A 20,624-nucleotide genomic window follows, 5' to 3' on the forward strand; every position below is an offset into this window, starting at 1 on the left:
GGTGTATTAAGTTCCCTCTCCCTTTGGGAGAGGGTTAGGGTGAGGGTCGATGCCAGATTGGTATGCTATGATTCATCCAGGACAAAAATAACAACAGAATGAATCACATGAATAAACTCGACGCCTTTATCCAGCACGCGGTCAGCTCTGTTCCAGTCAGCGGGACATCCCTTATTTCCTCGTTATACGGTGACGCGCTTTCCCATCGCGGCGGTGAGATTTGGCTCGGTAGTCTGGCCGCCCTGCTGGAAGGGCTGGGGTTTGGTGAACGCTTCGTGCGTACCGCGCTGTTCCGCCTCAACAAAGAGGGCTGGCTCGACGTCTCGCGCATCGGGAGGCGCAGCTTTTACCGCCTGAGTGATAAAGGGCTGCGCCTGACGCGTCGCGCGGAGAATAAGATCTACCGCGCGGAACTGCCCGCCTGGGATGGTAAATGGTTACTGCTGCTCTCCGAGGGGCTGGATAAAAACACCCTCGCCGACGTTAAAAAACAGCTTATCTGGCAGGGGTTTGGCACGCTGGCGCCGAGCCTGATGGCCTCGCCGTCGCAGCATCTGGCGGATGTGCAGTCCCTGCTACACGATGCCGGCGTGGCAGAAAACGTGATCTTCTTCGAAGCCCACTCGCCGCTGGCGCTCTCCCGCGCCGCGCTGCGTTCCCGGGTCGAGGAGTGCTGGCAGTTGACCGAGCAAAACGCGATGTACGAGACGTTTATCAGCTCGTTCCGCCCGCTGCTGCCGCTGCTGAAAGAGGCCACGCCGGAAGAGCTGACGCCGGAACGCTGCTTCCAGATCCAGCTGTTACTGATCCACTTTTATCGTCGTGTGGTGCTGAAAGACCCGCTGCTGCCGGAGGAGTTACTGCCTGCGCACTGGGCCGGGCAAAGCGCCCGACAGCTCTGCATCAATATTTATCAGCGTGTGGCACCGGGGGCGCTGGCGTTTGTCAGCGAGAAGGGCGAAACCTCCGTCGGCGAACTGCCTGTGCCCGGCACGCTCTACTATCAACGCTTTGGCGGTTTGACAAGCGCATAAGGAGTGAGGATGCCAGTTTATCAAATTGACGGTCTGACGCCGGTGGTGCCGGACGAGAGCTATGTACACCCAACGGCGGTGCTGATTGGCGACGTGATTCTGGGCAAAGGTGTTTATGTCGGCCCCAATGCCAGCCTGCGCGGTGATTTCGGCCGTATCGTGGTGAAAGACGGGGCGAACATTCAGGATAACTGCGTCATGCACGGTTTCCCGGAGCAGGACACGGTGGTGGAAGAGGACGGGCATATTGGCCACAGTGCGATCCTTCACGGCTGTGTGGTCCGCCGCAATGCGCTGGTGGGCATGAACGCGGTGGTGATGGACGGCGCCGTCATTGGCGAGAACAGCATCGTCGGCGCCGCGGCGTTCGTGAAGGCGAAAGCGGAGATGCCCGCCAACCATTTGATCATCGGTAGCCCGGCAAAAGCGATCCGTGAGCTGAGCGAGCAGGAGCTGGCCTGGAAGCAGCAGGGCACGCGGGAGTATCAGGTGCTGGTGGAACGCTGCAAACTGACGATGCATCAGGTGGAGCCGCTGCGTGAGGTTGAGCCAGAGCGGAAACGGCTGACGTTTGATGAGAATTTACGGCCGAAGTCGTCGGTGTAGGGGGAGGTCCGCTTCGCGGCAGAAGCGGACGAAAGAGACTTATCTTGTGCTTAGCGCCAGTTTAGCCGCGAAGCACAAAAACAAGCCTCCTGTTGCCCTGTCCATAACCTTGATCACGCCACTTCTCTTCAGGATGCCTGACGCAAAATGCGTCGATAAAATAAGCGTCACTGACCATATCGTGCCGATTGTCACGTGGATACTGACCAGCAAAAACGTCCAGAGTAAAGGAGAGTGACCGGCAGGTATAAACTGAGGCAAAAAAGAGACATAGAAAATACCCATTTTGGGGTTGAGCACATTACCCATCATCCCTCTCATAAACCAGTTCCCATGAGAAGCATGGTTGCCGTCGCTGAGACCGAAAGACGATCGGGGACGTACCAGCAGCTGTAAGCCCAGCCAGCTTAAATAGGCTGCACCACAAATTTTCAGCACGGTGTAAGCCAGCTCAGAAACGGCCAGCAGAGCGCCAAGCCCCAAAGCGACCAGCGCTCCCCATATAAAACAGCCAGCATCGATGCCAAGCGCAGTGTGAATAGCTTTTCGTCCCCCTTCAGCGCAGGCCGTTCGAAGAATCAGAGCCGTATCCAGGCCAGGCGTGAGAGTGAGCAGGAGTGCAGCGAAGGAGAAAGTGAGAAGTGAATCAGCAACAGTCATTTTCTTTACCCGAAAGATTGGATTTTACTCATACACCTGTCCCCAGGCAATCCATTGCTGAAATTTAACCGCTGGTTGAGTCGGCGAAGATGGTTTCTTAACCAGTCTTACATCGCAACGCGCTATTGTTATCAAGAAACGCTTCAGGGGGCCGATAATAATCTGTGGATTAAACGTAATTCCTGAAAATAAAAAATGGATGATTCCGATGAAAATGACTTATAAGCATGTCCAACAACCTTATCAGCACGAAGGGTGTGGTATTGCTGTTATGGCCCGTTTACTTCAAAAAACTTATGAAGAAACGTTACACATTGCAATGGAAAAAGGTTTCTGTGATAAATATAAACGTGTCAATCTTGCGCAAATGAAACGATTTTTGCTTTATATCGGACTGGAGAATATTTCGTTTATAAAACATGACGGGGCCAGTGAACCGAAAATTAATGGTATATTTCATGGCCGCTGGGATAATGTTACGAGTGGGGCTCGCCACTGGATTGCCTGCTACGAAGGTGTGTATTTTGATCCTTTATTACCTCATCCCGTACCTCATTTACCTGAGGGGTTCCATGTGACGCAAATTTTCAATCATCCTTGAGTATTAACGGCTGAAAGACTCATTTTATTGGGACTTATATAACGGCGTATAGATAGTTTAATCCTCAATGTCGCTCTGTGGCTGTAAAGATCCGAATCACGTGCTATGTGGTAATGTTGAGGGTGAATACATTCCGCTTTGAGGTTGCCAGTATGACGCATTTTTATCAATTTTCAGCCACCCGCCTGGATGGCCGACCGGTCGCTATGGCCGACTATGAGGGTAAGGTGGTGCTGGTCGTGAATACGGCTAGCCTGTGCGGCTTTACGCCGCAGTACGCTGCTCTTGAAGCGTTATACAAGAAATACGCTCCTCAGGGATTTGTGGTGCTTGGCTTTCCCTGTAATCAGTTCGGTAAACAGGAACCCGGCGGCGCCGAAGACATCTCAAGAATCTGCCACATAAACTACGGTGTCAGTTTTCCGATATTCGAGAAAATAGAGGTCAATGGCGCCGCTGCGCACCCGCTGTTTCGTTACCTGAAAGAGGAATTGCCCGGCGTGCTGGGTGGGCGGATCAAGTGGAACTTTACGAAATTCCTGATTGGACGCAACGGTAAACCGCTCAAACGTTTTGCACCGATGACCACGCCCGAGAAAATGGAATCGGCGATCCGTGCCGCACTGACAGGCTAATTATTAGTAGTTGAGTAGCGACCACCAGTTACGAAAGAATAGGCCAACACTGTTGAGGTTTAAATGGATTTAAGGAGCAAGACGTGGGCGTGTCTGACACAGTAAAGAAAATCGTGATGCTGGCCATTGTGGCGAGCCTGGCTGCGGGATGCGCGCCGTTACATCCTTCCGGGTGCCATAAGACCACGGCAACGGGGTCTTGTGGTTCCGGACGCTGGGACGATCAGGATGAATGGGGGGCGCAGGCACGGGCGATCAAGGCGGCAATAGAAGACAAAATTGACGAGCCGCAAAAGTGGAAAGGGAAAAAATGCCGGTTACATATTGAATTTGCTCAGGATGGCACGGCTTTAAATATCTCAACCAGCGACGGCAATAAAGCCTGGTGCGAAGCGCTAAAATCAGCAGCCCAAAAAGCCACATTCCCGGCCTTCAACAATCCGGAAGTCTACAGAGATTTTCAAAAATCCGGCTTTGACATGCGAGGTTAGCGCAGAAAAGGCCCCATCAGGGGCCTGAACTGTATTAACATTCGGCCTGGATTAGAAGCGATATTGCAGACCCGCTGTAATGGTATAGTTGTGGTTAGAAATACCCGCAGCGTCCCCATCAATAGAGCCGGACTGCCCGGTGTTGGTATCAATGATCTGCGTACCGCCTTTACCTTCTTCGTAGCTGCTATAGGTAAATTCAGCAAATACTTTGGCATGCGGAGTGACATAATACCCGGCATCGACGGATGCGCCATAATAGCGGGAATCGCTAGTTTTCTCACGGAAGGTCAGATCGCGCATATAGTGCTCGTCGTTATCATGCGCACGGACCCAGTCACTGAATTTAAACAGGGCATTAAACTCAAAGTCATTAAATCGGTACTGTCCTGCAAGACCAATATACGGCATGGAGAAACGCTGGCTATAACCAATGCCGCGTTCGCCTGCCGGGAAGTTCCCTTTATAGGTGCCGTTATCGTAATTGTAAGTACCGCCAGTCGCCGTCCAGCTGAAGCGGGTTTCCTGATAACCTGCGGTAACACCCGCTTTATAATTATCGCCCTGGAAGATCCAACCTTTTACGTTGAGATCGTATTCATTGGCATAGTTAACGTTCGTCGCTGGATGGCTCGAATGGTCTGTCCAGGAGGATTGTTTTGCATTCATCCAGTCATAGTCATCCATATGACCAGAGCCTGATGCGAGGGATGTCCAGCCGCGAGCGTTCAGTGTCAAAAAGGAGTAAGCATCCCAGGAAATATCGCCTTTCAGAATGGCGACATTTTTAATTTTCCAGTCCAGTTGGCTAATTTTTCTTCCTGTCACTTCGTCATAAACCATCTCGTGAGATTTTCCGCTCAGCATCCCTGCAGAGGCTGAAACCGTTAAACTCTCTGGTGAAAAATCCGGAGTGACTTGTGCTGGTCCTGCATATACTGCCCCTGAAAACGCGGCCATCATCATTCCCGCAACGACTTTATTTGTCATTTTTATTTCCCTAAATCAAATTAATCAATGAGTTGCAGACAAATCTTAAAAGTCATACAAATAAGAATCAACTGCCAGTTTTGGTATTTTTTTTCGTGTCTGAACTTAAGCGAAATATAATCTTGTGAATACAGGTGTTGTACCCGGCGAAAAGATCGGACACATTAATCTCGTGAGTAACCGCCCAACGGTTATTAGCTGAAAGAATAACGCGATGAATATTCGTCACTTAAAGGGAAATTATGTCCTTACCTCCGCTGTATGCCCTGCGCGCTTTTGAAGTAGCCGCGCGGCTGAACTCCTTCAGCAAAGCTGCTGAAGTGCTCAATATCACACCGGGTGCGGTCAGCAGGCATGTCCGGACGCTTGAAACGTGGTTTGACTGTGAGCTCTTTAAACGGCAGGGGCCGAGAGTCGAGGTCAGCGACGCCGGGCGTATCCTGGCAGGACAGCTTAGCGAAAGTTTCTCGAATATCGAGTGGGCCTGTCGCGCATTCCGAAGTGAAAATCATCTGTTGCGCCTTAAAGCGCCCAGCACCCTGACGATGCGTTGGCTTCTGAATGTCCTCAAATCCTTTCGCGAGAACCATGCAAAACCTAAAGTTGAAATCGCCAGCGTCTGGATGGACTTTGACACCGTGGACTTCAGCCGCGAGCCGTATGATTGCGCAATCCTCCTCGGCAATGGCTACTTTGGCGAGTCAACGGAGAGTCGGTTGCTTTTCAGCGAATGGCTCATTCCGGTGTGTACGCCGTCTTTGCTGGAGTCTGCCCGGCACCAGCTTTCGCAGTGCGATCTTATCCATCCCTCTCCGGACAGACGGGACTGGAAACGCTGGCTGAAAAGGACCGGGTTATATCCGGGGCTCGACATGAGTGGCGGGATCGTGTTCGACACCCTGGAGCAGGGAAGTCTTGCCGCCATGCACGGGCATGGTATTGCGATGGCCGATCTTCGGCTCACGCTGGAAGCCCTGAAAAGCGGACTGCTTGCATTACCCTTCAGGGAAGCCATCGACACAGGCGACGGCTATTATCTTGTCTGGCCGAAAAATTCCATCAGAACACACAGTATCGAACGCCTGCGGGACTGGCTTAACCTCCATACGCCGGTGGTTCCTGCTCTGGATATTGTCTGTCTGAACGTTGAATAGTCACCTTCGCCCGGCGGCGCTACGCTTGCACGGGCCTACAACAGAGTCCGGGTAAGCGCAGCGTCACCTGTCAAAAAGGACGGCCACAGGCATAACATCAGGCGTAGGGAATATTTGCCATTTGTTTATATCTTTCCGGCAGCGCGCTGTTCAGATTAAGCAATTTATCGATAATATAAAGCGCAGGCGTACCTTTTTCGCGCTCAGCATCAATCAATGCTGAACGTAACAGATTGGCAGCCGTTGTTATTTTCTGGAAGTACGCCTCAGACTCAGGCGTCTGTACTTCACCTGATGTGGCGTAACGCACCCGGGGCCAGTCCGCGAAGTCAAGCAGCGGAAGGAGCCCATCTTCTTTTGGCAGATGCGCCGCGAGCAGCGCCTCGGCGTTACCCGGCGCGCTCTGGGCGAAAGAGAGCAGATGCAGTCGATGAATAAAGGGTGACAGCGCTTCGGAATGTTCTTTTTCTGCTGACAGTATTTTAATTAAGTCATGTAAGCTTTCAGCGATATTATTTTTATGCGGCGCGATAATTTTCATGACCGGGAGTAAAACATCGAGTGTCATAGGTGCTCCATACAGGCAGAGTGATATTTATAATTTTAAAGGGATGATGACCTGATGGTATTTAACGTGATTACGTTTGAAAAACGATAAATAGTGAGCGTCAGTGTGAGTTTTACTCAACATCTTATTTACCCCATCACGCTATACTTACGACCAGAAACCGAACGTATCGAATGAGGACGGTATGTCTACCGACAACTTATCCAAAATGGGCGCTGCAAAGGTACGCCTTTTGACGGATCAACATGGCAATCAGATAATTGAAAAAAGCCCTGTTAGTGATGTTGAATACTGCTTTTATGAGCGTGCGGCGGAGCCACTCAAGAGGGCTGTTGAATCACCTCGACTGTTGCACTCAGATCCTCATCAACACGTCCTGAGGCTCGAGTACGTTCCGCATAAGATCTCCCAGGATGAGGTTACTGCTGACGAAATATTGAGACGACTTTCACGCCTTCACGATTATCCTGCCGACCCCGCATGGATTTATCACCCCCATAGCTGGCCTGAGTCATCGCTTGAAAGATCGCTGTCTCTTCTGGAATTACCCGTCCGCATTGAGCGGCAGTTGCGTTATTTTCACCAGGCGGGCAGCGTTTTGTTTAATCAGGAATGTTTGATTTCAGGTGATACGAATGCGGGTAACTGGGGCAGAAGAGAAAACGGCGATGTGATCCTTTTTGACTGGGAAAGGTTCGGCACGGGCAGTCCGGCTATCGACCTTGCTCCGCTGGTGAAAGGGATGGGTACAAGACAAAGCATTTTGCAGCTTGCCGAACGCTACTGTTTATTTACTGCTCATTGCCTTGCAGACAGGTTAGCCAGAGAAATCACTATCGCCAAAGCATGGATTGTCACTGAAGTCGTGTTATTACTGCACGAAAGGAAAAAGCCTGATCTGAATATCTACCTTAACTGGTACAGGGATCATCTTCCCGGCTGGCTGGATGAGTCCGTCACCCTTCTTTGAGGCCATTTTCAGCCTCCAGGCCGATAACTCAGGCAGCGTTTTGTTTCACAAATGCCGTAGCCCACAGTCTGTTCAGAATGGTATAACGCCTTGCGGCACTCGGGGTGCCGTCAGCTGACCCCATTCACAAAGGTGTATATGAAACAAATTACTTTCAGCGATCTGCAGCAACAGAGCGAGCAGGCCGCCAATTCCCCTCGCTTACGTGCGCATCGTAATTTACACCCTGAACTGAGCGACCCGGTTCAGCGCCTGGCCATTGCCATGGAGCCTGGCACCTATGTTCGCCCGCATCGCCACCCGCATACCTTTGAATTACTGACAGCGCTAAGTGGCCGCTTTCTGGTGCTGAATTTTGATGACAACGGTAACGTGACTCAACGCGTGGTGTTGGGTGACGCGTGCAAGGTGCTGGAGATGGAGGCGGGCACCTGGCATGCCGTGCTGTCACTGGATAAAGGTGGCGTTATTTTTGAGGTTAAACACGGCGGATATCAGCCTGTTGCCGGGCCTGATTTTGCCCCATGGGCACCTGCTGAAAACGCACCCGGCACCGAAAAGCTGATGCAATGGTACGCGCAGGCGCAAGTGGGTGATGGGGGTTTTATCCTGTAAGGGGTCTCATCTGTGCCCGGCGCGCGATAAGATGCGCCGGGAAATTTCAATCACAGGCTGATATTAATCAGCAATATTGAGTCCTTGCAGAAAATCCTCAACCTGAGCAGGTGTTGCCGTATCGGCCTGGTAGAGAATATCGAGCGTGACGTTCTTCAACCCGCAGAAGCCAAATACGCCTTCGATGATCTGCGTCTGAATCGCTGTCGTATAGCCGTGTTTATCAAATCCGGTGAGATCGCTGCCGCCAGTGGCAATCAGGCGGACGGGAACATCCCTTAAGTTGCCCACAATCCGGCCGTCGTCGGCTACCTTATACGCCCAGTTCAGGGTTAATACGCGATCGAACCAGCCTTTCAACAGCGCGGGAACTGACCACCAGTACACCGGAAAGACAAACACCAGCATATCCGCTCGCTCGACGCGCTGCTGCTCGCGCAGAATATCGTCGGGGAGGGCGCCGGGTTCGCCATGATAAAAATCCAGATCGGCGCGCGACATGGCCGGATTAAAACCTTCGGCATGCAGGTCAGCCCTTTCAACCTGCGTGCCTTGTTCGCGAAGCTGTCCGGCAATGCGATCGGCCAGTGAATGAGACAACGAGTTTTCGACAGGGTGAGTCGTCACGATCAGCGCATTTTTGATGACATCTTTAGCAGACATAGCAACCTCAGCAGGGAGTGAATTGCCCCCTATATTACTATTGGTAACTTACCTGTCAATCTGCCTGCTACGATCATTTTGTGCTTTTCGCGTAGGTCTCCAGCACGCCGGACATGGCGCCGCTGAGCATATCTTCCGCAACATTTCGGGCGAGCGCACCGCTCCCTGCGGCGGCGCTGAGCGCGTCCGCAGCACCCAAAATGGCCGTCAGCACCGCTTCCCCCTGGACACCTTTGAGCACGACAAAAGGAGAAAGTGCGGTGCGCAGGCAGTCCGCACACTCTGCCACGCACGCTTCCCGGAAGGTCTGCAGCGCGTGGGACCCGGACAGCGCCGCGGCGATGGGGCCGGTTTCGGGCCCCGCGGTGATGGCGCAATCGATATAGGCGGCGCTGAAAAAGCGGATCGTCTTTTCCAGCGTTTTGCTGTCTACCGCCAGTGTTTCACGGAATTTTTTCAACTGCCGATCGCTGTAATCCTGGTACAGCGCCATCAACAGCCCTTCGCGATCGCCAAAGTGGTCGTAGGGGATCGGCTTTGTCACGTTGGCCCGTTCCGCCAGGTAACCCAGCGTCAGTGCCTCCGTGCCTTGCTGGCGGACAATGCCACGCGCCACCTCCAGCAGCTGCACGCGGCGATCCTCTTTTCTTAAGCGCTTAACAACCATGTTTTCCTCGGGTCAGTTAATTACTGAGGGTAGTTTACACGTATTCAGCAGGGAGCTGCACGCCTTGTTCCGCAGGGCGGATCCGGAACCAGATTGCATACATCGCTGGCAGGAAGACGAGCGTAATGATGGTTCCCCCCAACGTTCCGCCGATCAGCGTCCAGGCCAGCGTTCCCCAGAACACCGAATGCGTCAGGGGAATGAACGCCAGCACGGCAGCCATCGCGGTCAGTAATACCGGGCGCGCGCGCTGGACCGTCGCCTCAACCACCGCCTGGAACAGATCGAGGCCCGCCTTCTGGTTATGGTCGATTTGCCCGATCAGAATCAGGGTATTGCGCATAAGAATGCCTGACAGGGCGATCAGGCCCACCAGGGCGTTGATGCCAAACGGCTGATTAAACATCAGCAGGGTGGGGACTACGCCAATCAATCCCAGCGGCGCGGTAAGAAACACCATTACCATCGCCGAGAGGGAACGCACCTGCAAAATGATGATCAGCAGCGTCAGGGCAATCATGATCGGGAACAGCGGGAGCATGGCCTGTGTGGCTTTACCTGATTCCTCAATCGACCCCGCCATGTCGATGCGGTACCCGGCTGGCAGCGCATCAACAATCGGCTGGAGCTGCTTCATGATGGCAACCGACACATCCGGTGGCTGAAGCGTGTCGGCGATATCGCCCCGCACGGTAATGGTCGGTGTGCGATCGCGACGGCGCAGGATAGGATCTTCCATGCCGATCTCAATCTTGCCGACTTGGGACAGCGGAACACGCTGTCCCGCATTGCCGACCAGGGTGAACCCCTCAATTTTTGCCGGATCAAGGCGGATATCTCCCGCGGCGCGGCCCATCACCTCTACCGAACGGATATCTTCCCGTACGGCGGTAACAGGCACACCGGACAACAGAAACTGGAGCTGGCGGGCGACGTCACTGGACGTTAACCCCGTCGCCTGCAGGCGGTTCTGGTCGAGGGTGAAATGTAATACAGGCACGCGCGAGCCCCAGTCACTGTTGACGGTGCGCATCATCGGGCTTGCCTCCAGCACGGCTTTCACCTTATCAGCGATGCCACGCACGGCTGCGACATCCGGTCCTGAAACGCGCCAGGCCACCGGGAAGGGCGAGTACGGGCCAAACACCAGCTGCGTTACCCGCACGCGGGCTTCCGGCGCAAGGCCGCTGGCAACCGCCTGCCGGAGCCTGAACTTGAGCGCCTCGCGTGAGGTCTCGCTGTCTGTGAGGATCACGACTTTGGCAAAAGACGGATCGGGCAACTCGGGGGCCATCGCCAGATAAAAACGGGGTGAACCCTGTCCAATATAGGCGGTAACGATTTTGGCTTCCGGCTGTTTGCTTAGCCAGGCTTCAATTTTTGCGGTGGCGGCGCTGGTCTGCGCAATCGAGGTACCGTAGGGCATCTGGACTTCAACCAGCACTTCCGGGCGATCGGAGGTCGGGAAAAATTGTTTTTTTACCAGCCCCATACCAAGCACGGCGAGGATAAAAATGGCGACGACCGAGCCGGCCACCCGCCATTTTCTGGCGATAACGCGGCCAAGCAGCTGGCGAAAACGGTTATAGCGAGGCGTGTTATAGATGGCGGCATGGCCACCTTCCACGACCGGGATGTTTGGCAGGATCTTCACGCCCAGATACGGCGTGAACACCACGGCGACAAACCAGGACGCAATCAGGGCGAGGCCGACAATCCAGAACATGTTGCTGGTGTATTCCCCGGCGGTCGACTGGGCAAAGCCGTTCGGCATAAAGCCAATGGCCGTCACCAGCGTACCCGCCAGCATGGGCGCGGCGGTGTGGCTCCAGGCGTAGGCGGAAGCTTTGATTCTGTCGTAACCTTCTTCCATCTTCACCACCATCATTTCGATGGCGATAATGGCGTCATCAACCAGCAGGCCAAGCGCGAGGATCAGGGAGCCCAGCGTGACGCGGTCAAAGTTTATTCCTGCGGCCTCCATTACCACGAAGACCACCGCCAGCGTGAGCGGGACCGCCGCTGCCACCACCACGCCCACGCGCCAGCCCATACTGACAAAACAGACCACCATCACCACCAGCAGGGCGACGAAGAATTTGATCATAAACTCGTCGACCGACGAGCGGATATTCACGGACTGATCGGTGACTTTGGTCAGGGTCATGCCGAGCGGCAGGCCCTCATTAATTTTCGCCGCTTCTGTATCCAGCGCTTTACCCAGCGTCAGACCGTTCCAGCCTTCACGCATCACAATGCCCAGCAGAAGGGCGGGCTCATGCTGATTACGGATCAGCATCGTCGGGGGATCTTCGTAGCCCCGTTCAACCGTGGCCACATCGGACAGCTTGAGGGTTTTGCCCTGAGCCACAAAGGGGGTATCGCGGATCTTTTGCAATTCGTCGAAAGCACCGTCGAGGCGAATAAAAATCTGCGCGCCCCGGGTCTCAATGGAGCCAGCAGCGGCCAGGGCGTTCTGGCTGTTGAGCGCAGTGAAGATATCCTGGGTTGAGAGCCCCATCGTCGCCAGACGGTCATGCGAGAAGGAGATGTAAATCCGCTCAGCCTGTTCACCGATAATGTTCACCTTCTTTACGCCCGGGACGTGCAGGAGCTGCTGGCGCAGGCCTTCGGCATCACGTACCAGCTGCCGCTGCGGTTCGCCTTTCGCTTTCAGGGCAAAGAGGGCAAAGGTGACATCCGAGAATTCGTCATTGATCATCGGCCCGATGACGCCGGACGGGAGACGCCGGGTTTCGTCTCCCAGCTTCTTCCGCGCCTGGTAGAACTCGTCCTGCACCTCAGCGGGCGGCGTTTTGTCCTGCAATGACAACGTGATAAAGGCCATGCCGGGCCGGGTATAGGTTTCCGTGCGGTCATACCATTTGAGTTCCTGCAGGCGCTTTTCCAGCGGTTCGGCAACCTGATCCTGGATTTCCTGCGCGGTTGCACCCGGCCAGACGGTAATCACCGTCATCTGCTTCACCGTGAAAGGCGGATCTTCTGCGCGTCCAAGGCCAAAAAAGGCGTAAATACCGGCAATTGTTACGAGAACGATCAGAAACAGCGTGACTGAACGCTCGCGAACGGCGAGCGCTGACAGGTTGAAGCGGTTTTCGCTCATGGCGTGGTCTCCGCGAGGCCGGCATGACGTTGTTCGGCCAGCCTGACGGTCTCACCTTCATGCAGAAGATGGGCACCCAGCGCAACAATCTTCTCCCCGGGCTTCACGCCTCCCGTGACCTGCGCGGCATCGTCCCCCACGCTCTGCACCGTAACGGGCGTCCAGGCAACTTTTGCTGACCGATCGGAAATGCGCCAGACGCCGGGGCCGTTGCCTGCATCGTAGAGGGAGGCCAGCGGAACCTGCATCACCTGGCCCTGCGCCTGGCGCTCGGCGAGCTGGAGCGTGACGGTTGCCCCCAGCGGCGCGTTTGCCAGGGTGCCTTCCAGGACATAGCGTGCTTCATAGGTGCGGGTGGTGGCGTCGGCGGAATCAGACAGCAGGCGCAGTGTTGCGCTGACCGGGTGTTTTTCATTGCCGTACAGCGTGGCCTGCGCGGCGCTGCCGACGGCAGGACGCAGGGTCTCCGGGAACTGTACAAGCGCTTCGCGCTGTCCAGCTCTGGCAAGCCGGATCACCACCTGACCGGCGCTGACCACCTGACCCGGTTCGGCGAGGGTCTCCATCACCACGCCGTCTGAATCCGCCAGCAGTACGGCATAACCCGTGGCGTTTTGCGCCACGCTGGCCTGCGCCCGGGCAGCGCTGAGCTCAGCTCTGGCCGTATCCGCAGCGGCTTTGATCTGGTCATACTCCGCGGCGGACACGGCGCCAGAAGCCACAAGACCGCGATAGCGCGCCTCATCGCTGGACGCTTTCCGGGCGCGCGCCTGGGCGGCGTCCACCGCGCGCTGCTGTGCCTGGGCCTGTAATTTCAGATCCACCGGGTCAAGGCGCAGCAACGGCTGACCCTGTTTGACGGTCTGCCCGGTATCCACCAGACGTTCGAGGATTTTTCCCTGCACCCTGAAACCCAAATCGCTTTGCGTTCTGGCGACCACCACGCCCGTGAAGGCGCGGGCTGTGTCGCTGGCAAGTGCGACAGAGGCGGATCTGACAAGCGGCGGCTGAGTGCGCGGATCGTCACTCGAAGACGTATCGCCGCATGCCACCAGGGCGAACGGCAGGAGACAAACGGCAACGCGGGCTGAAGTGAGCCTGAGCATGGGAAACCTTTTTGACGTAACAGAACGGTATCCGCATTCTCTGACTAGTGACCAATATTGTCAATGGTCACAAATCAGGGGGCCAGGCTTCGTAAAATCAGTGAAGAGAGCAGCACTGCCGCAGTTGGGGCTGTTTCGAGGTTGTACTGCAGCTGTACGGGATTGATGTATGGACACATCACCATGTGAATGGCCTGGGTGACCTCGTCCAGCGGCGTTTTTCTCTCGAACTCACCGGCCTGCCTGCCTTCGATGATGATGCTCTCAATCAGCTTCATCAGGCTTTCTGCATACCGTTCCGTTGAGGGCCACTGTTCGCGTGCGGCGACGGCGGCAATGTCGTAAAGCTTACGATCGTGGAAGAACAGCTCGCTGCCTGCTTCGGTTAGCGCTTTGAAAAGACGGCGCAGTTTTTCGCTGGCTGAGGGCGCGTCCTCGATGGCGGAAAGCACGGCCGCCATGATCAGTTCCAGGCGGTTAGCGCAGATCACTTCACCAATTGCCTGTTTGGACTCAAAAAATTTATAAATGTAGGACTTAGAAAAACCGATAGATTTGGCCAGCTCGGCCACGGTGGTTTTTTCATAGCCGTAGTGGCCGAAGTGCTCAAAAGCCGCTTCGACGATTTGCTCTCTGACAGTGTGGTCAAGTGGACCACGTGATGATGGGGTAGGCATATTTTTAGTCATTATTTAAGCTTAGCGTGACAGGTTACGATTAACAACGAGTGACCATTTTGTATTTTGGTTACCTGTGTTTTCGTACCAGGTCATTCAGACGGGACGATGACCCGGTGAGAGGTAGTGTATCACCGTTTTTTGGCGTTATTGTTTTTTAAGCCAGTCGAGAAAAAACTGACTGAACGCTGTGACCTGAAGCGGCTGCAGGGTGCGCTGCGGGTAGACAAACTGCAGCCCGACGTCTTTGCGGTCGTATCGGCTAAAGCCGGTGAAGCTGTCGGCAAACAGCACCGTGAGTCTTCCTGTCTCAACGTCGTCTTTGACGTCCCACCACGATTTCCCCGCGATGCCCGCCCCGCTGAGTGCCCACTGACGAAGCAGCGCGCCGTCGTCACACACCATGGCAGGATCGACGCGAACGACCGTTTCCTTGCCCTCTGTCTCAAAGCGCCATTCGTTCATCACCACCCCCTGCGACTCAAGCGCCAGGCACCGGTGATGGGCTAACTCCGCAAACGTGGCCGGGACACCATGGGCGGTAAGATAGGACCGGGAGGCGACCAGTACCCGATGATTGGGGCGAATATTTTTGACGACAAGGCTGCTGTCCGGGAGGTTGCCGAAGCGCACGCTCATATCGAGCCGGTTAGCGACCAGGTCCTCAACGTGCTCTCTTAACGAGATGAAAAATTTCACGTCGGGATGGTGGCGGGAAAACTCAACCACGGCGGGGCTAAGGTACTGCCTGCCAAAGTCAGAGGGGGCAGAAAGGCGAATATTACCGCTGAGCACGCCTTCTTTTTGCGTCAGTAACGACTCGGCATGGTGAACCTCTTCCAGCACGCGCAGCGCGGCATGGTAAAACTCTTCGCCAGCACGGGTCAGGGTGATCGACCGCGTTGAGCGATGGAACAGGCGGGTCTGGTAGCGCTCTTCAATCGCCTTCAGCCTGGCCGTCATGGTGGCAGGGGAAAGCGACAGGCGTCGTCCGGCAGCGGAAAGGCCACCGGCCTCAGCGACTTCAACCAGCAGGGCCATGTCTTCGAGTTTTCCCATTATTCATCTTTTCCGAAAAGTGCATCTGATTTTAGCGTAATTATCAAAAGCAGATGCTGTCTGTAAAGTGGTTTCATCCAAACCATAAGGGATGAAACATGAAACAGACCTCACTTTTTGAACGCTACAGGTTAGGTCCGCAGGACCTGAAAAATCGTATCGTCATGGCGCCGATGACCCGCGCGCGCTCCCTTCAGCCGGGGAATATTCCCTCTGCACTGATGGCGGAATATTACCGGCAGCGGGCCAGCGCGGGGTTAATCATCACCGAAGCCACGCAGATCTCGCCTCAGGGTCAGGGATACTCCTGGACGCCCGGCATTCATTCGCCGGAGCAGGTTTCAGGATGGCAACTCATCACGGGCGCCGTGCATCAGGCGGGCGGACTCATTTTTTCTCAGCTCTGGCACGTCGGGCGAATGTCCCACGCCAGTTTTCATCAGGACGGCCAGCCCGTCGCCCCGTCAGCGCTGGCGCCGGACGCGCAGGTATGGGTGGTGAATGAAAAGGGTGAAGGCCAAATGGTGGACTGCCCGCAGCCAAGAACGCTTTCGCGCAAGGACATTCACAGCATCGTCGCGGACTATCGCCAGGCCGCGCTGAATGCCGTTCAGGCCGGATTTGATGGCGTGGAGGTTCACGGCGGTAACGGTTATTTAATCGACCAGTTCCTGCGCCAGACATCCAATATACGCACGGATGAGTACGGCGGCACGCTGGCGAATCGGATCCGCTTTGCTCAGGAAGTGTTAAGCGCCATTGCTGAGGCCATTGGTCACGAGCGAACGGGCATTCGTCTTTCGCCGTTTATCACCCAGCGCGGGATGAACGACCCGCAGGTGACGGAAGCCATACTCGCGCTCGCGGCCTGGTGTGAGCAAAAAGGTATTGCTTTCATCCACCTGGCGGAAGCCGACTGGGACGATGCGCCGCAGGTACCTGAACAGTTCCGTCGATCCCTTCGCGAGACGTTTAGCGGAACCCTTATCGTTGCGGGTAACTATGACCTTGAAAAAGCGGAAAAGATCCTTGCTGCCGGCTATGCCGATTTGATTGCCTTCGGACGGCCGTTTATTGCCAACCCGGATTTACCCCACCGGCTGGCGCACCAGCTGCCTCTGGCCCAGGTGCGAGACCCCGCCACGCTGTTTGGCGGCACCGCGACGGGCTATACCGATTACCCCATTTACACCCTGCAGGAGGAAACGTTATGACCCGTAAAACCTTAATTATCGGCGGCGCGTCCGGCATCGGTTTCGCCGTGGGCAGCCTGCTTGCCTGGCGAGGCGAGGAAATTATTCTTGCGGGCCGCGACGGCGCGAAGCTGAACGCTGCGCGGCAACGGCTGAGCACCCACGCCGCGTCTGTTCACACCCTCGTGCTGGATATCAGCCGTGAGGCAGAACTTGTCGCGCTCGGTGAAACGCTGGGTGAGGTCAATAATATTGTCGTTACCGCGGGCTCACAGGCTCCGGGAGGGCTTCTTTCCGGGCTGGATCTCCGCGCTGCAAGGCTGGCCTTTGATACAAAATTCTGGGGAAGCATCAATGTCGCCCGCTATCTCAGCGGGAACATCGCTCCCCGCGGTACGCTGACGTTCACCAGCGGGTTCGTGGCGCGTCGCACCGTGGCGGGTGCCATTGTTAAAACGACGATGAATGCCGCGATTGAGGCCGCGACAAAAGTGCTGGCGAAAGAGCTTTCACCGCTGCGCGTCAACGTCGTGAGTCCGGGGCTGACCGACACGGAAGCGTACGCGGGCATGGACTCCGCCGCGCGGGAAAAAATGCTCGCTGGCGCGGCGGAAACCCTGCCAGCCAAAGCCTGGGGAAGGGCGGAGGACATCGCGCAAGGGTATCTTTTCGCTATTGATAATCCCTTTGTCACGGGGTCGATCATTGATATTGAGGGCGGGGCGTTAATTAACTGACCCTCGCGGATTTGAACCGCAGGAAATCGACTGCGAGTAATGTAATACTCTATTGAGAGATATCATGAAATATACGACGTGTTTTCGTCCAGCTGTGGCGATGCTTATTCTTGCCGGTCTGTCCGGCACCGCATTTTCGGCGCAGCTGGAATGGCTTCCACCGAAACAGCTTATTGTTGATAAGAGCCTACCCCAGGCGCAATTAAGGGCGAATGAAGCCGTTGCCAGAGAATATGCAACGTTCTGGAATACGGGAGAAGAGTCCCTGGCGCGTGATGCGCTGGCAGTGAATTTTATTGATAAAACGCCTCCGGAAGGTCGTAAGCAAGGTCCCGAAGGCGCTATTTTAGCCTCGCGTGCGTTTCGTACAGCCGTGCCTGATTTACGCTGCGACGTTGAGCAAATGATTATTTCAGGCAATCGCGTGGTCTCGCATTTACATTTTCACGGCACATTCACCGGGACATTTGGCAAGCTGAAGGGAAAGGGGCAGAAAATAGATTTTATCGCCACGGATATCTATGAGATCGCTGACGGCAAGATTGCGGCTAACTGGCATATTGAGGACAACCTGACGCTGATGAAACAGCTGGGCGCACTGTAAATTCACCACTCCGGGGCGGCCCGGAGTGATGCGAAAATCCTATAAGCCAAGATCGCTCAGCGAAGGGTGATCGTCCGGGCGTCTGCCCAGCGGCCAGTGGAACAGCCGTTCCGATTCTTTTATCGGCATATCGTTTACGCAGGCAAAACGACGCTTCATCAGCCCGTCCGGTGCGAACTCCCAGTTTTCATTGCCGTACGAGCGGAACCAGTTGCCGGAATCATCATGCCACTCATAGGCATAGCGAACGGCGATGCGGTTATCCGTAAAGGCCCACAGCTCCTTAATCAGACGATAATCCAGCTCTTTTTTCCATTTCCGCGCCAGGAACGCCTGCGCCTCGTCACGGTTGGTGGCGAACTCGGCGCGGTTGCGCCATTGGGTATCCAGCGTATAGGCCAGCGCGACTTTCGCCGGGTCGCGGCTGTTCCAGCCATCTTCTGCCAGTCTGACTTTTTCTGTCGCACTTTCACGGGTAAAGGGCGGTAAGGGAGGGCGTGTGTTCATGGCGATTACCTCAGTGAGTTATATGTAGACAGATCTGTCTACTTGCGGTAATCTATGCCTGTAAAATAACGCTGTCAACCCCCCTTATGAGGCTGTGGAAAAATGAAAGCAGAAGCTGCAGGCAACGATAAAAAAATCAGCGTCAGGGATAAAATAATACTAACGGCCCACGATCTGTTTTATTCCACGGGCTTTAAAGCAACCGGCGTGGATACGCTTATCAAGCAGGCGAAAGTCACCAAGGTGACGTTTTATCGTCACTTTCCGAGTAAAAGTTTACTTATCCTTGCCTATTTGCAGTATCGGCATGAAATATGGATTGACTGGTTTGAATCCACGCTGCGCCGACATCTCGATGAAGGCGAAATACCTGCTGATGCGATTTCTGCAACGCTATATGAATGGTTTGTTTCACCCGAGTTCCACGGTTGCGCATTTATTAATGCCAGCGCGGAAGCCAAATCCGAAGATATTGAAAGCGAAATAAAAGCGATATGTCGCGATCATAAAATCGAAACAAAGAATATTATTGCGTCGCTGACGAGGATCGCTGATGAGCACATCGTCAATGAAATCATGCTGCTCATTGACGGTGCCATTATTCATGCGCAGATGGGCATGGGGACGGATGAGGTCATCACGTCGTTGAAGCGGGCGTTGGCAGGCTTACCAGGTGGCAAATGATGCTTAGAATTCGACAGGCCACCGTGGCCGATTCAACACTGTTAAGCGAGCTGGGATACCGCATTTATCCCGCCCATTTTCAGCATTTGTGGGTGTCAGGCGCAGAAATGAAGGATTTTCTGGACGCCGAGTACGCCCCTTCCGTCGTCGAGCAGAGCCTGACTGAGAGCCCTGTTTCCTGGTTTGTAGCCGAAACCGATCGCCCCGTGGGGTTCATGAAAGCGACCTGGGAGGCCACGATCCCAGAAACGGATAAACAGGGCGTGCTCCTTAACAAGCTCTACCTTGATCCTGCTGAAACCGGCAAGAACTATGGTCAGTTCATGTTCAACACCATTATCGACCTGGCCCGGAACAGGGGGAAAAACTATCTCTGGCTGGAGGTGCTTGAGCAGAATGCGGGCGCGTACCGGTTTTACCAAAAGCAGGGCATGCTCTGCATTAAGAACTTTCTTTTCGAAACCGCTTCTCAGCAGAGCATACTCAGAATTATGGGGATGTCTCTTTAGCACACGCATGCTCGTCCCGCTGTGCCAGCGACAGCGCACTGGCGCTGGCGGGATCGAACAACGACAGGCTCTCAATCTGATTGAGTAAAATCACTTTGCGGAATGACATGGCGCTGCGGGGTTCCGAGTCGAGCGTGATGTCATGCTCCGCATACCACCTGCTGTAATTATTCTCGATGCGCAGGTTCATCGTCTTCGCGTCCCGGTACCCGCTCAACATCGGGATCAGCACGATGTTGGCCGTTTTTTCATATTCCAGCGTCGCGGTGTGGATCATCCCCACGTATATCCGCCTCGAGCGCAGCGTGACCTGCGCCAGCTCGCCTTGCTCCATACACTGATAGAGCAGTTGTTCGATCCCGCTCGCCTGCGCAAGCCGTTTGTAGAGCTTTTTCCGGCTCTCGCCGTCCAGTCTGGCGCTGCCTGCCCAGTTAGAGCGGTAGAGGCAAAACAGGATGGCGAAGGCCAGCATCACCACCACCGGCGCCTGAATACCTAAAAAACTCCAGTTCATAAAGTCGATTTGCCAGTCGGTGTATTTCGGAGAGGCAAAGTGAAAAGCGTTGTTGGCGGCGGAGAGGGCGAGCAGCAGCAGCCAGAGCAGCCCCGTGGCAATCACGCCTTGCAGAACGAAAATAGAGCCATAAAGCGCAACCAGAAAATAGACATCCCAGCCAAAGGAACGCTTGATTTTAAAGCGGGTCGACAGGTCGCGGCTGGTGTACCAGTACCCGCAGACCATCAGCACCATAAATATCGCCGTTCCCATA

At 54.9% G+C, this 20,624-nt stretch carries 24 protein-coding genes; 13 read left to right on the forward strand and 11 right to left on the reverse strand.

Annotated features, from left to right (window positions below; translation table 11 throughout):
• The first annotated feature begins 98 nt into the window (after positions 1-98).
• The gene (paaX, locus tag SP99_RS10345) at positions 99-1,034 is read left to right on the forward strand and encodes a phenylacetic acid degradation operon negative regulatory protein PaaX (protein WP_047958498.1); all 936 of its coding nucleotides are present in this window, start codon (positions 99-101) and stop codon (positions 1,032-1,034) included.
• Between the two features lie 9 nt (positions 1,035-1,043).
• Complete coding sequence (gene paaY / locus SP99_RS10350; protein ID WP_047958499.1) at positions 1,044-1,640, forward strand: phenylacetic acid degradation protein PaaY; 597 nt, start codon at positions 1,044-1,046, stop codon at positions 1,638-1,640.
• Positions 1,641-1,679: 39 nt separating this feature from the next.
• Here paaY and SP99_RS10355 read toward each other — a convergent pair whose 3' ends face one another.
• Positions 1,680-2,300, reverse strand: a complete 621-nt coding sequence (locus SP99_RS10355) for a LysE family translocator (protein WP_047958500.1) — start codon at positions 2,298-2,300, stop codon at positions 1,680-1,682.
• A gap of 208 nt (positions 2,301-2,508) precedes the next feature.
• Here SP99_RS10355 and SP99_RS10360 point away from each other — a divergent pair, with 208 nt between their 5' ends.
• The 3 genes from SP99_RS10360 (at position 2,509) to SP99_RS10370 (ending at position 4,027) form a co-directional block, all read left to right on the forward strand.
• Positions 2,509-2,901, forward strand: coding sequence for a hypothetical protein (locus SP99_RS10360; RefSeq protein ID WP_047958501.1), 393 nt, complete (start codon positions 2,509-2,511; stop codon positions 2,899-2,901).
• A 152-nt stretch (positions 2,902-3,053) separates the two neighbouring features.
• Positions 3,054-3,536, forward strand: coding sequence for a glutathione peroxidase (locus SP99_RS10365; RefSeq protein WP_047958502.1), 483 nt, complete (start codon positions 3,054-3,056; stop codon positions 3,534-3,536).
• A 116-nt stretch (positions 3,537-3,652) separates the two neighbouring features.
• The gene (locus SP99_RS10370) at positions 3,653-4,027 is read left to right on the forward strand and encodes a cell envelope integrity TolA C-terminal domain-containing protein (RefSeq protein ID WP_047959803.1); all 375 of its coding nucleotides are present in this window, start codon (positions 3,653-3,655) and stop codon (positions 4,025-4,027) included.
• Positions 4,028-4,078: 51 nt separating this feature from the next.
• Here SP99_RS10370 and SP99_RS10375 read toward each other — a convergent pair whose 3' ends face one another.
• Entirely contained in the window at positions 4,079-5,017 is a 939-nt protein-coding gene (locus tag SP99_RS10375) for an omptin family outer membrane protease (RefSeq protein WP_047958503.1), read from the reverse strand.
• Positions 5,018-5,259: 242 nt separating this feature from the next.
• Here SP99_RS10375 and SP99_RS10380 point away from each other — a divergent pair, with 242 nt between their 5' ends.
• Positions 5,260-6,171, forward strand: a complete 912-nt coding sequence (locus SP99_RS10380) for a LysR substrate-binding domain-containing protein (protein ID WP_047958504.1) — start codon at positions 5,260-5,262, stop codon at positions 6,169-6,171.
• Between the two features lie 97 nt (positions 6,172-6,268).
• Here SP99_RS10380 and SP99_RS10385 read toward each other — a convergent pair whose 3' ends face one another.
• Positions 6,269-6,739, reverse strand: coding sequence for a hypothetical protein (locus tag SP99_RS10385; protein ID WP_047958505.1), 471 nt, complete (start codon positions 6,737-6,739; stop codon positions 6,269-6,271).
• 184 nt (positions 6,740-6,923) lie between these two features.
• Here SP99_RS10385 and SP99_RS10390 point away from each other — a divergent pair, with 184 nt between their 5' ends.
• Positions 6,924-7,709 (forward strand): phosphotransferase family protein, encoded by a 786-nt coding sequence (locus tag SP99_RS10390; protein WP_047958506.1) that lies wholly within the window; start codon positions 6,924-6,926, stop codon positions 7,707-7,709.
• Positions 7,710-7,847: 138 nt separating this feature from the next.
• Positions 7,848-8,324: a WbuC family cupin fold metalloprotein gene (locus SP99_RS10395; RefSeq protein WP_047958507.1), complete on the forward strand. Its 477-nt coding sequence runs from the start codon at positions 7,848-7,850 to the stop codon at positions 8,322-8,324.
• 63 nt (positions 8,325-8,387) lie between these two features.
• On the opposite strand, the gene SP99_RS10400 is transcribed toward SP99_RS10395, so the two are convergent.
• The 6 genes from SP99_RS10400 to SP99_RS10425 all read right to left on the reverse strand — a co-directional run bounded on the left by SP99_RS10400 (position 8,388) and on the right by SP99_RS10425 (position 15,620).
• Positions 8,388-8,987, reverse strand: a complete 600-nt coding sequence (locus tag SP99_RS10400) for an NAD(P)H-dependent oxidoreductase (protein ID WP_047958508.1) — start codon at positions 8,985-8,987, stop codon at positions 8,388-8,390.
• 73 nt (positions 8,988-9,060) lie between these two features.
• The gene (locus SP99_RS10405; protein ID WP_045284311.1) at positions 9,061-9,654 is read right to left on the reverse strand and encodes a TetR/AcrR family transcriptional regulator; all 594 of its coding nucleotides are present in this window, start codon (positions 9,652-9,654) and stop codon (positions 9,061-9,063) included.
• A gap of 34 nt (positions 9,655-9,688) precedes the next feature.
• Positions 9,689-12,778 (reverse strand): efflux RND transporter permease subunit, encoded by a 3,090-nt coding sequence (locus SP99_RS10410; RefSeq protein WP_047958509.1) that lies wholly within the window; start codon positions 12,776-12,778, stop codon positions 9,689-9,691.
• Positions 12,775-13,884, reverse strand: coding sequence for an efflux RND transporter periplasmic adaptor subunit (locus SP99_RS10415; RefSeq protein ID WP_047958510.1), 1,110 nt, complete (start codon positions 13,882-13,884; stop codon positions 12,775-12,777). Before SP99_RS10415 ends, SP99_RS10410 begins: the two co-directional genes overlap by 4 nt.
• 74 nt (positions 13,885-13,958) lie before the next feature.
• Positions 13,959-14,573: a TetR/AcrR family transcriptional regulator gene (locus SP99_RS10420; RefSeq protein WP_047958511.1), complete on the reverse strand. Its 615-nt coding sequence runs from the start codon at positions 14,571-14,573 to the stop codon at positions 13,959-13,961.
• Between the two features lie 135 nt (positions 14,574-14,708).
• On the reverse strand, positions 14,709-15,620 hold the full coding sequence (locus SP99_RS10425) for a LysR family transcriptional regulator (RefSeq protein ID WP_047958512.1): 912 nt from the start codon (positions 15,618-15,620) through the stop codon (positions 14,709-14,711).
• A 98-nt stretch (positions 15,621-15,718) separates the two neighbouring features.
• On the opposite strand from SP99_RS10425, the gene SP99_RS10430 reads away from it, so the two are divergent.
• The 3 genes from SP99_RS10430 to SP99_RS10440 all read left to right on the forward strand — a co-directional run bounded on the left by SP99_RS10430 (position 15,719) and on the right by SP99_RS10440 (position 18,154).
• Entirely contained in the window at positions 15,719-16,834 is a 1,116-nt protein-coding gene (locus SP99_RS10430) for an alkene reductase (RefSeq protein WP_047958513.1), read from the forward strand.
• A complete protein-coding gene (locus SP99_RS10435; protein WP_047958514.1) occupies positions 16,831-17,550 on the forward strand; it encodes an SDR family oxidoreductase in 720 nt (239 codons plus the stop codon). Before SP99_RS10430 ends, SP99_RS10435 begins: the two co-directional genes overlap by 4 nt.
• 64 nt (positions 17,551-17,614) lie before the next feature.
• Positions 17,615-18,154, forward strand: coding sequence for an ester cyclase (locus SP99_RS10440; RefSeq protein WP_032647031.1), 540 nt, complete (start codon positions 17,615-17,617; stop codon positions 18,152-18,154).
• Positions 18,155-18,193: 39 nt separating this feature from the next.
• Here SP99_RS10440 and SP99_RS10445 read toward each other — a convergent pair whose 3' ends face one another.
• Positions 18,194-18,661 (reverse strand): nuclear transport factor 2 family protein, encoded by a 468-nt coding sequence (locus SP99_RS10445; protein WP_047958515.1) that lies wholly within the window; start codon positions 18,659-18,661, stop codon positions 18,194-18,196.
• 102 nt (positions 18,662-18,763) lie between these two features.
• Here SP99_RS10445 and SP99_RS10450 point away from each other — a divergent pair, with 102 nt between their 5' ends.
• The gene (locus SP99_RS10450; protein ID WP_047958516.1) at positions 18,764-19,345 is read left to right on the forward strand and encodes a TetR/AcrR family transcriptional regulator; all 582 of its coding nucleotides are present in this window, start codon (positions 18,764-18,766) and stop codon (positions 19,343-19,345) included.
• Positions 19,346-19,452: 107 nt separating this feature from the next.
• Positions 19,453-19,854 carry a GNAT family N-acetyltransferase gene (locus tag SP99_RS10455; protein ID WP_231584227.1) on the forward strand — a complete coding sequence of 134 codons (402 nt, stop codon included), beginning with the start codon at positions 19,453-19,455 and terminating at the stop codon, positions 19,852-19,854.
• Here the strand turns inward: SP99_RS10455 and SP99_RS10460 are convergent.
• Positions 19,835-20,623, reverse strand: coding sequence for a hypothetical protein (locus SP99_RS10460; RefSeq protein ID WP_025757931.1), 789 nt, complete (start codon positions 20,621-20,623; stop codon positions 19,835-19,837). The genes SP99_RS10455 and SP99_RS10460 overlap by 20 nt on opposite strands.
• Between the last annotated feature and the right edge of the window lies 1 nt (position 20,624).

The sequence above is a fragment of the Enterobacter sp. BIDMC92 genome (genome assembly GCF_001030225.1).
In the GTDB taxonomy this organism is placed as follows: domain Bacteria; phylum Pseudomonadota; class Gammaproteobacteria; order Enterobacterales; family Enterobacteriaceae; genus Enterobacter; species Enterobacter sichuanensis.

Excerpts from the sequence above, each read along its gene's own strand:
- SP99_RS10420 (WP_047958511.1), bottom strand. The coding sequence starts at position 14,573 with ATGACTAAAAATATGCCTACCCCATCATCACGTGGTCCACTTGACCAC.
- SP99_RS10355 (WP_047958500.1), bottom strand. The coding sequence starts at position 2,300 with ATGACTGTTGCTGATTCACTTCTCACTTTCTCCTTCGCTGCACTCCTG.
- SP99_RS10390 (WP_047958506.1), top strand. The coding sequence starts at position 6,924 with ATGTCTACCGACAACTTATCCAAAATGGGCGCTGCAAAGGTACGCCTT.
- SP99_RS10415 (WP_047958510.1), bottom strand. The coding sequence starts at position 13,884 with ATGCTCAGGCTCACTTCAGCCCGCGTTGCCGTTTGTCTCCTGCCGTTC.
- SP99_RS10380 (WP_047958504.1), top strand. The coding sequence starts at position 5,260 with ATGTCCTTACCTCCGCTGTATGCCCTGCGCGCTTTTGAAGTAGCCGCG.
- SP99_RS10440 (WP_032647031.1), top strand. The coding sequence starts at position 17,615 with ATGAAATATACGACGTGTTTTCGTCCAGCTGTGGCGATGCTTATTCTT.
- SP99_RS10410 (WP_047958509.1), bottom strand. The coding sequence starts at position 12,778 with ATGAGCGAAAACCGCTTCAACCTGTCAGCGCTCGCCGTTCGCGAGCGT.
- SP99_RS10445 (WP_047958515.1), bottom strand. The coding sequence starts at position 18,661 with ATGAACACACGCCCTCCCTTACCGCCCTTTACCCGTGAAAGTGCGACA.
- paaX (WP_047958498.1), top strand. The coding sequence starts at position 99 with ATGAATCACATGAATAAACTCGACGCCTTTATCCAGCACGCGGTCAGC.
- SP99_RS10425 (WP_047958512.1), bottom strand. The coding sequence starts at position 15,620 with ATGGGAAAACTCGAAGACATGGCCCTGCTGGTTGAAGTCGCTGAGGCC.
- SP99_RS10370 (WP_047959803.1), top strand. The coding sequence starts at position 3,653 with ATGCTGGCCATTGTGGCGAGCCTGGCTGCGGGATGCGCGCCGTTACAT.
- SP99_RS10435 (WP_047958514.1), top strand. The coding sequence starts at position 16,831 with ATGACCCGTAAAACCTTAATTATCGGCGGCGCGTCCGGCATCGGTTTC.
- SP99_RS10360 (WP_047958501.1), top strand. The coding sequence starts at position 2,509 with ATGAAAATGACTTATAAGCATGTCCAACAACCTTATCAGCACGAAGGG.
- SP99_RS10395 (WP_047958507.1), top strand. The coding sequence starts at position 7,848 with ATGAAACAAATTACTTTCAGCGATCTGCAGCAACAGAGCGAGCAGGCC.
- paaY (WP_047958499.1), top strand. The coding sequence starts at position 1,044 with ATGCCAGTTTATCAAATTGACGGTCTGACGCCGGTGGTGCCGGACGAG.
- SP99_RS10375 (WP_047958503.1), bottom strand. The coding sequence starts at position 5,017 with ATGACAAATAAAGTCGTTGCGGGAATGATGATGGCCGCGTTTTCAGGG.
- SP99_RS10460 (WP_025757931.1), bottom strand. The coding sequence starts at position 20,623 with ATGGGAACGGCGATATTTATGGTGCTGATGGTCTGCGGGTACTGGTAC.
- SP99_RS10450 (WP_047958516.1), top strand. The coding sequence starts at position 18,764 with ATGAAAGCAGAAGCTGCAGGCAACGATAAAAAAATCAGCGTCAGGGAT.
- SP99_RS10400 (WP_047958508.1), bottom strand. The coding sequence starts at position 8,987 with ATGTCTGCTAAAGATGTCATCAAAAATGCGCTGATCGTGACGACTCAC.
- SP99_RS10430 (WP_047958513.1), top strand. The coding sequence starts at position 15,719 with ATGAAACAGACCTCACTTTTTGAACGCTACAGGTTAGGTCCGCAGGAC.
- SP99_RS10405 (WP_045284311.1), bottom strand. The coding sequence starts at position 9,654 with ATGGTTGTTAAGCGCTTAAGAAAAGAGGATCGCCGCGTGCAGCTGCTG.
- SP99_RS10385 (WP_047958505.1), bottom strand. The coding sequence starts at position 6,739 with ATGACACTCGATGTTTTACTCCCGGTCATGAAAATTATCGCGCCGCAT.
- SP99_RS10455 (WP_231584227.1), top strand. The coding sequence starts at position 19,453 with ATGAAGGATTTTCTGGACGCCGAGTACGCCCCTTCCGTCGTCGAGCAG.
- SP99_RS10365 (WP_047958502.1), top strand. The coding sequence starts at position 3,054 with ATGACGCATTTTTATCAATTTTCAGCCACCCGCCTGGATGGCCGACCG.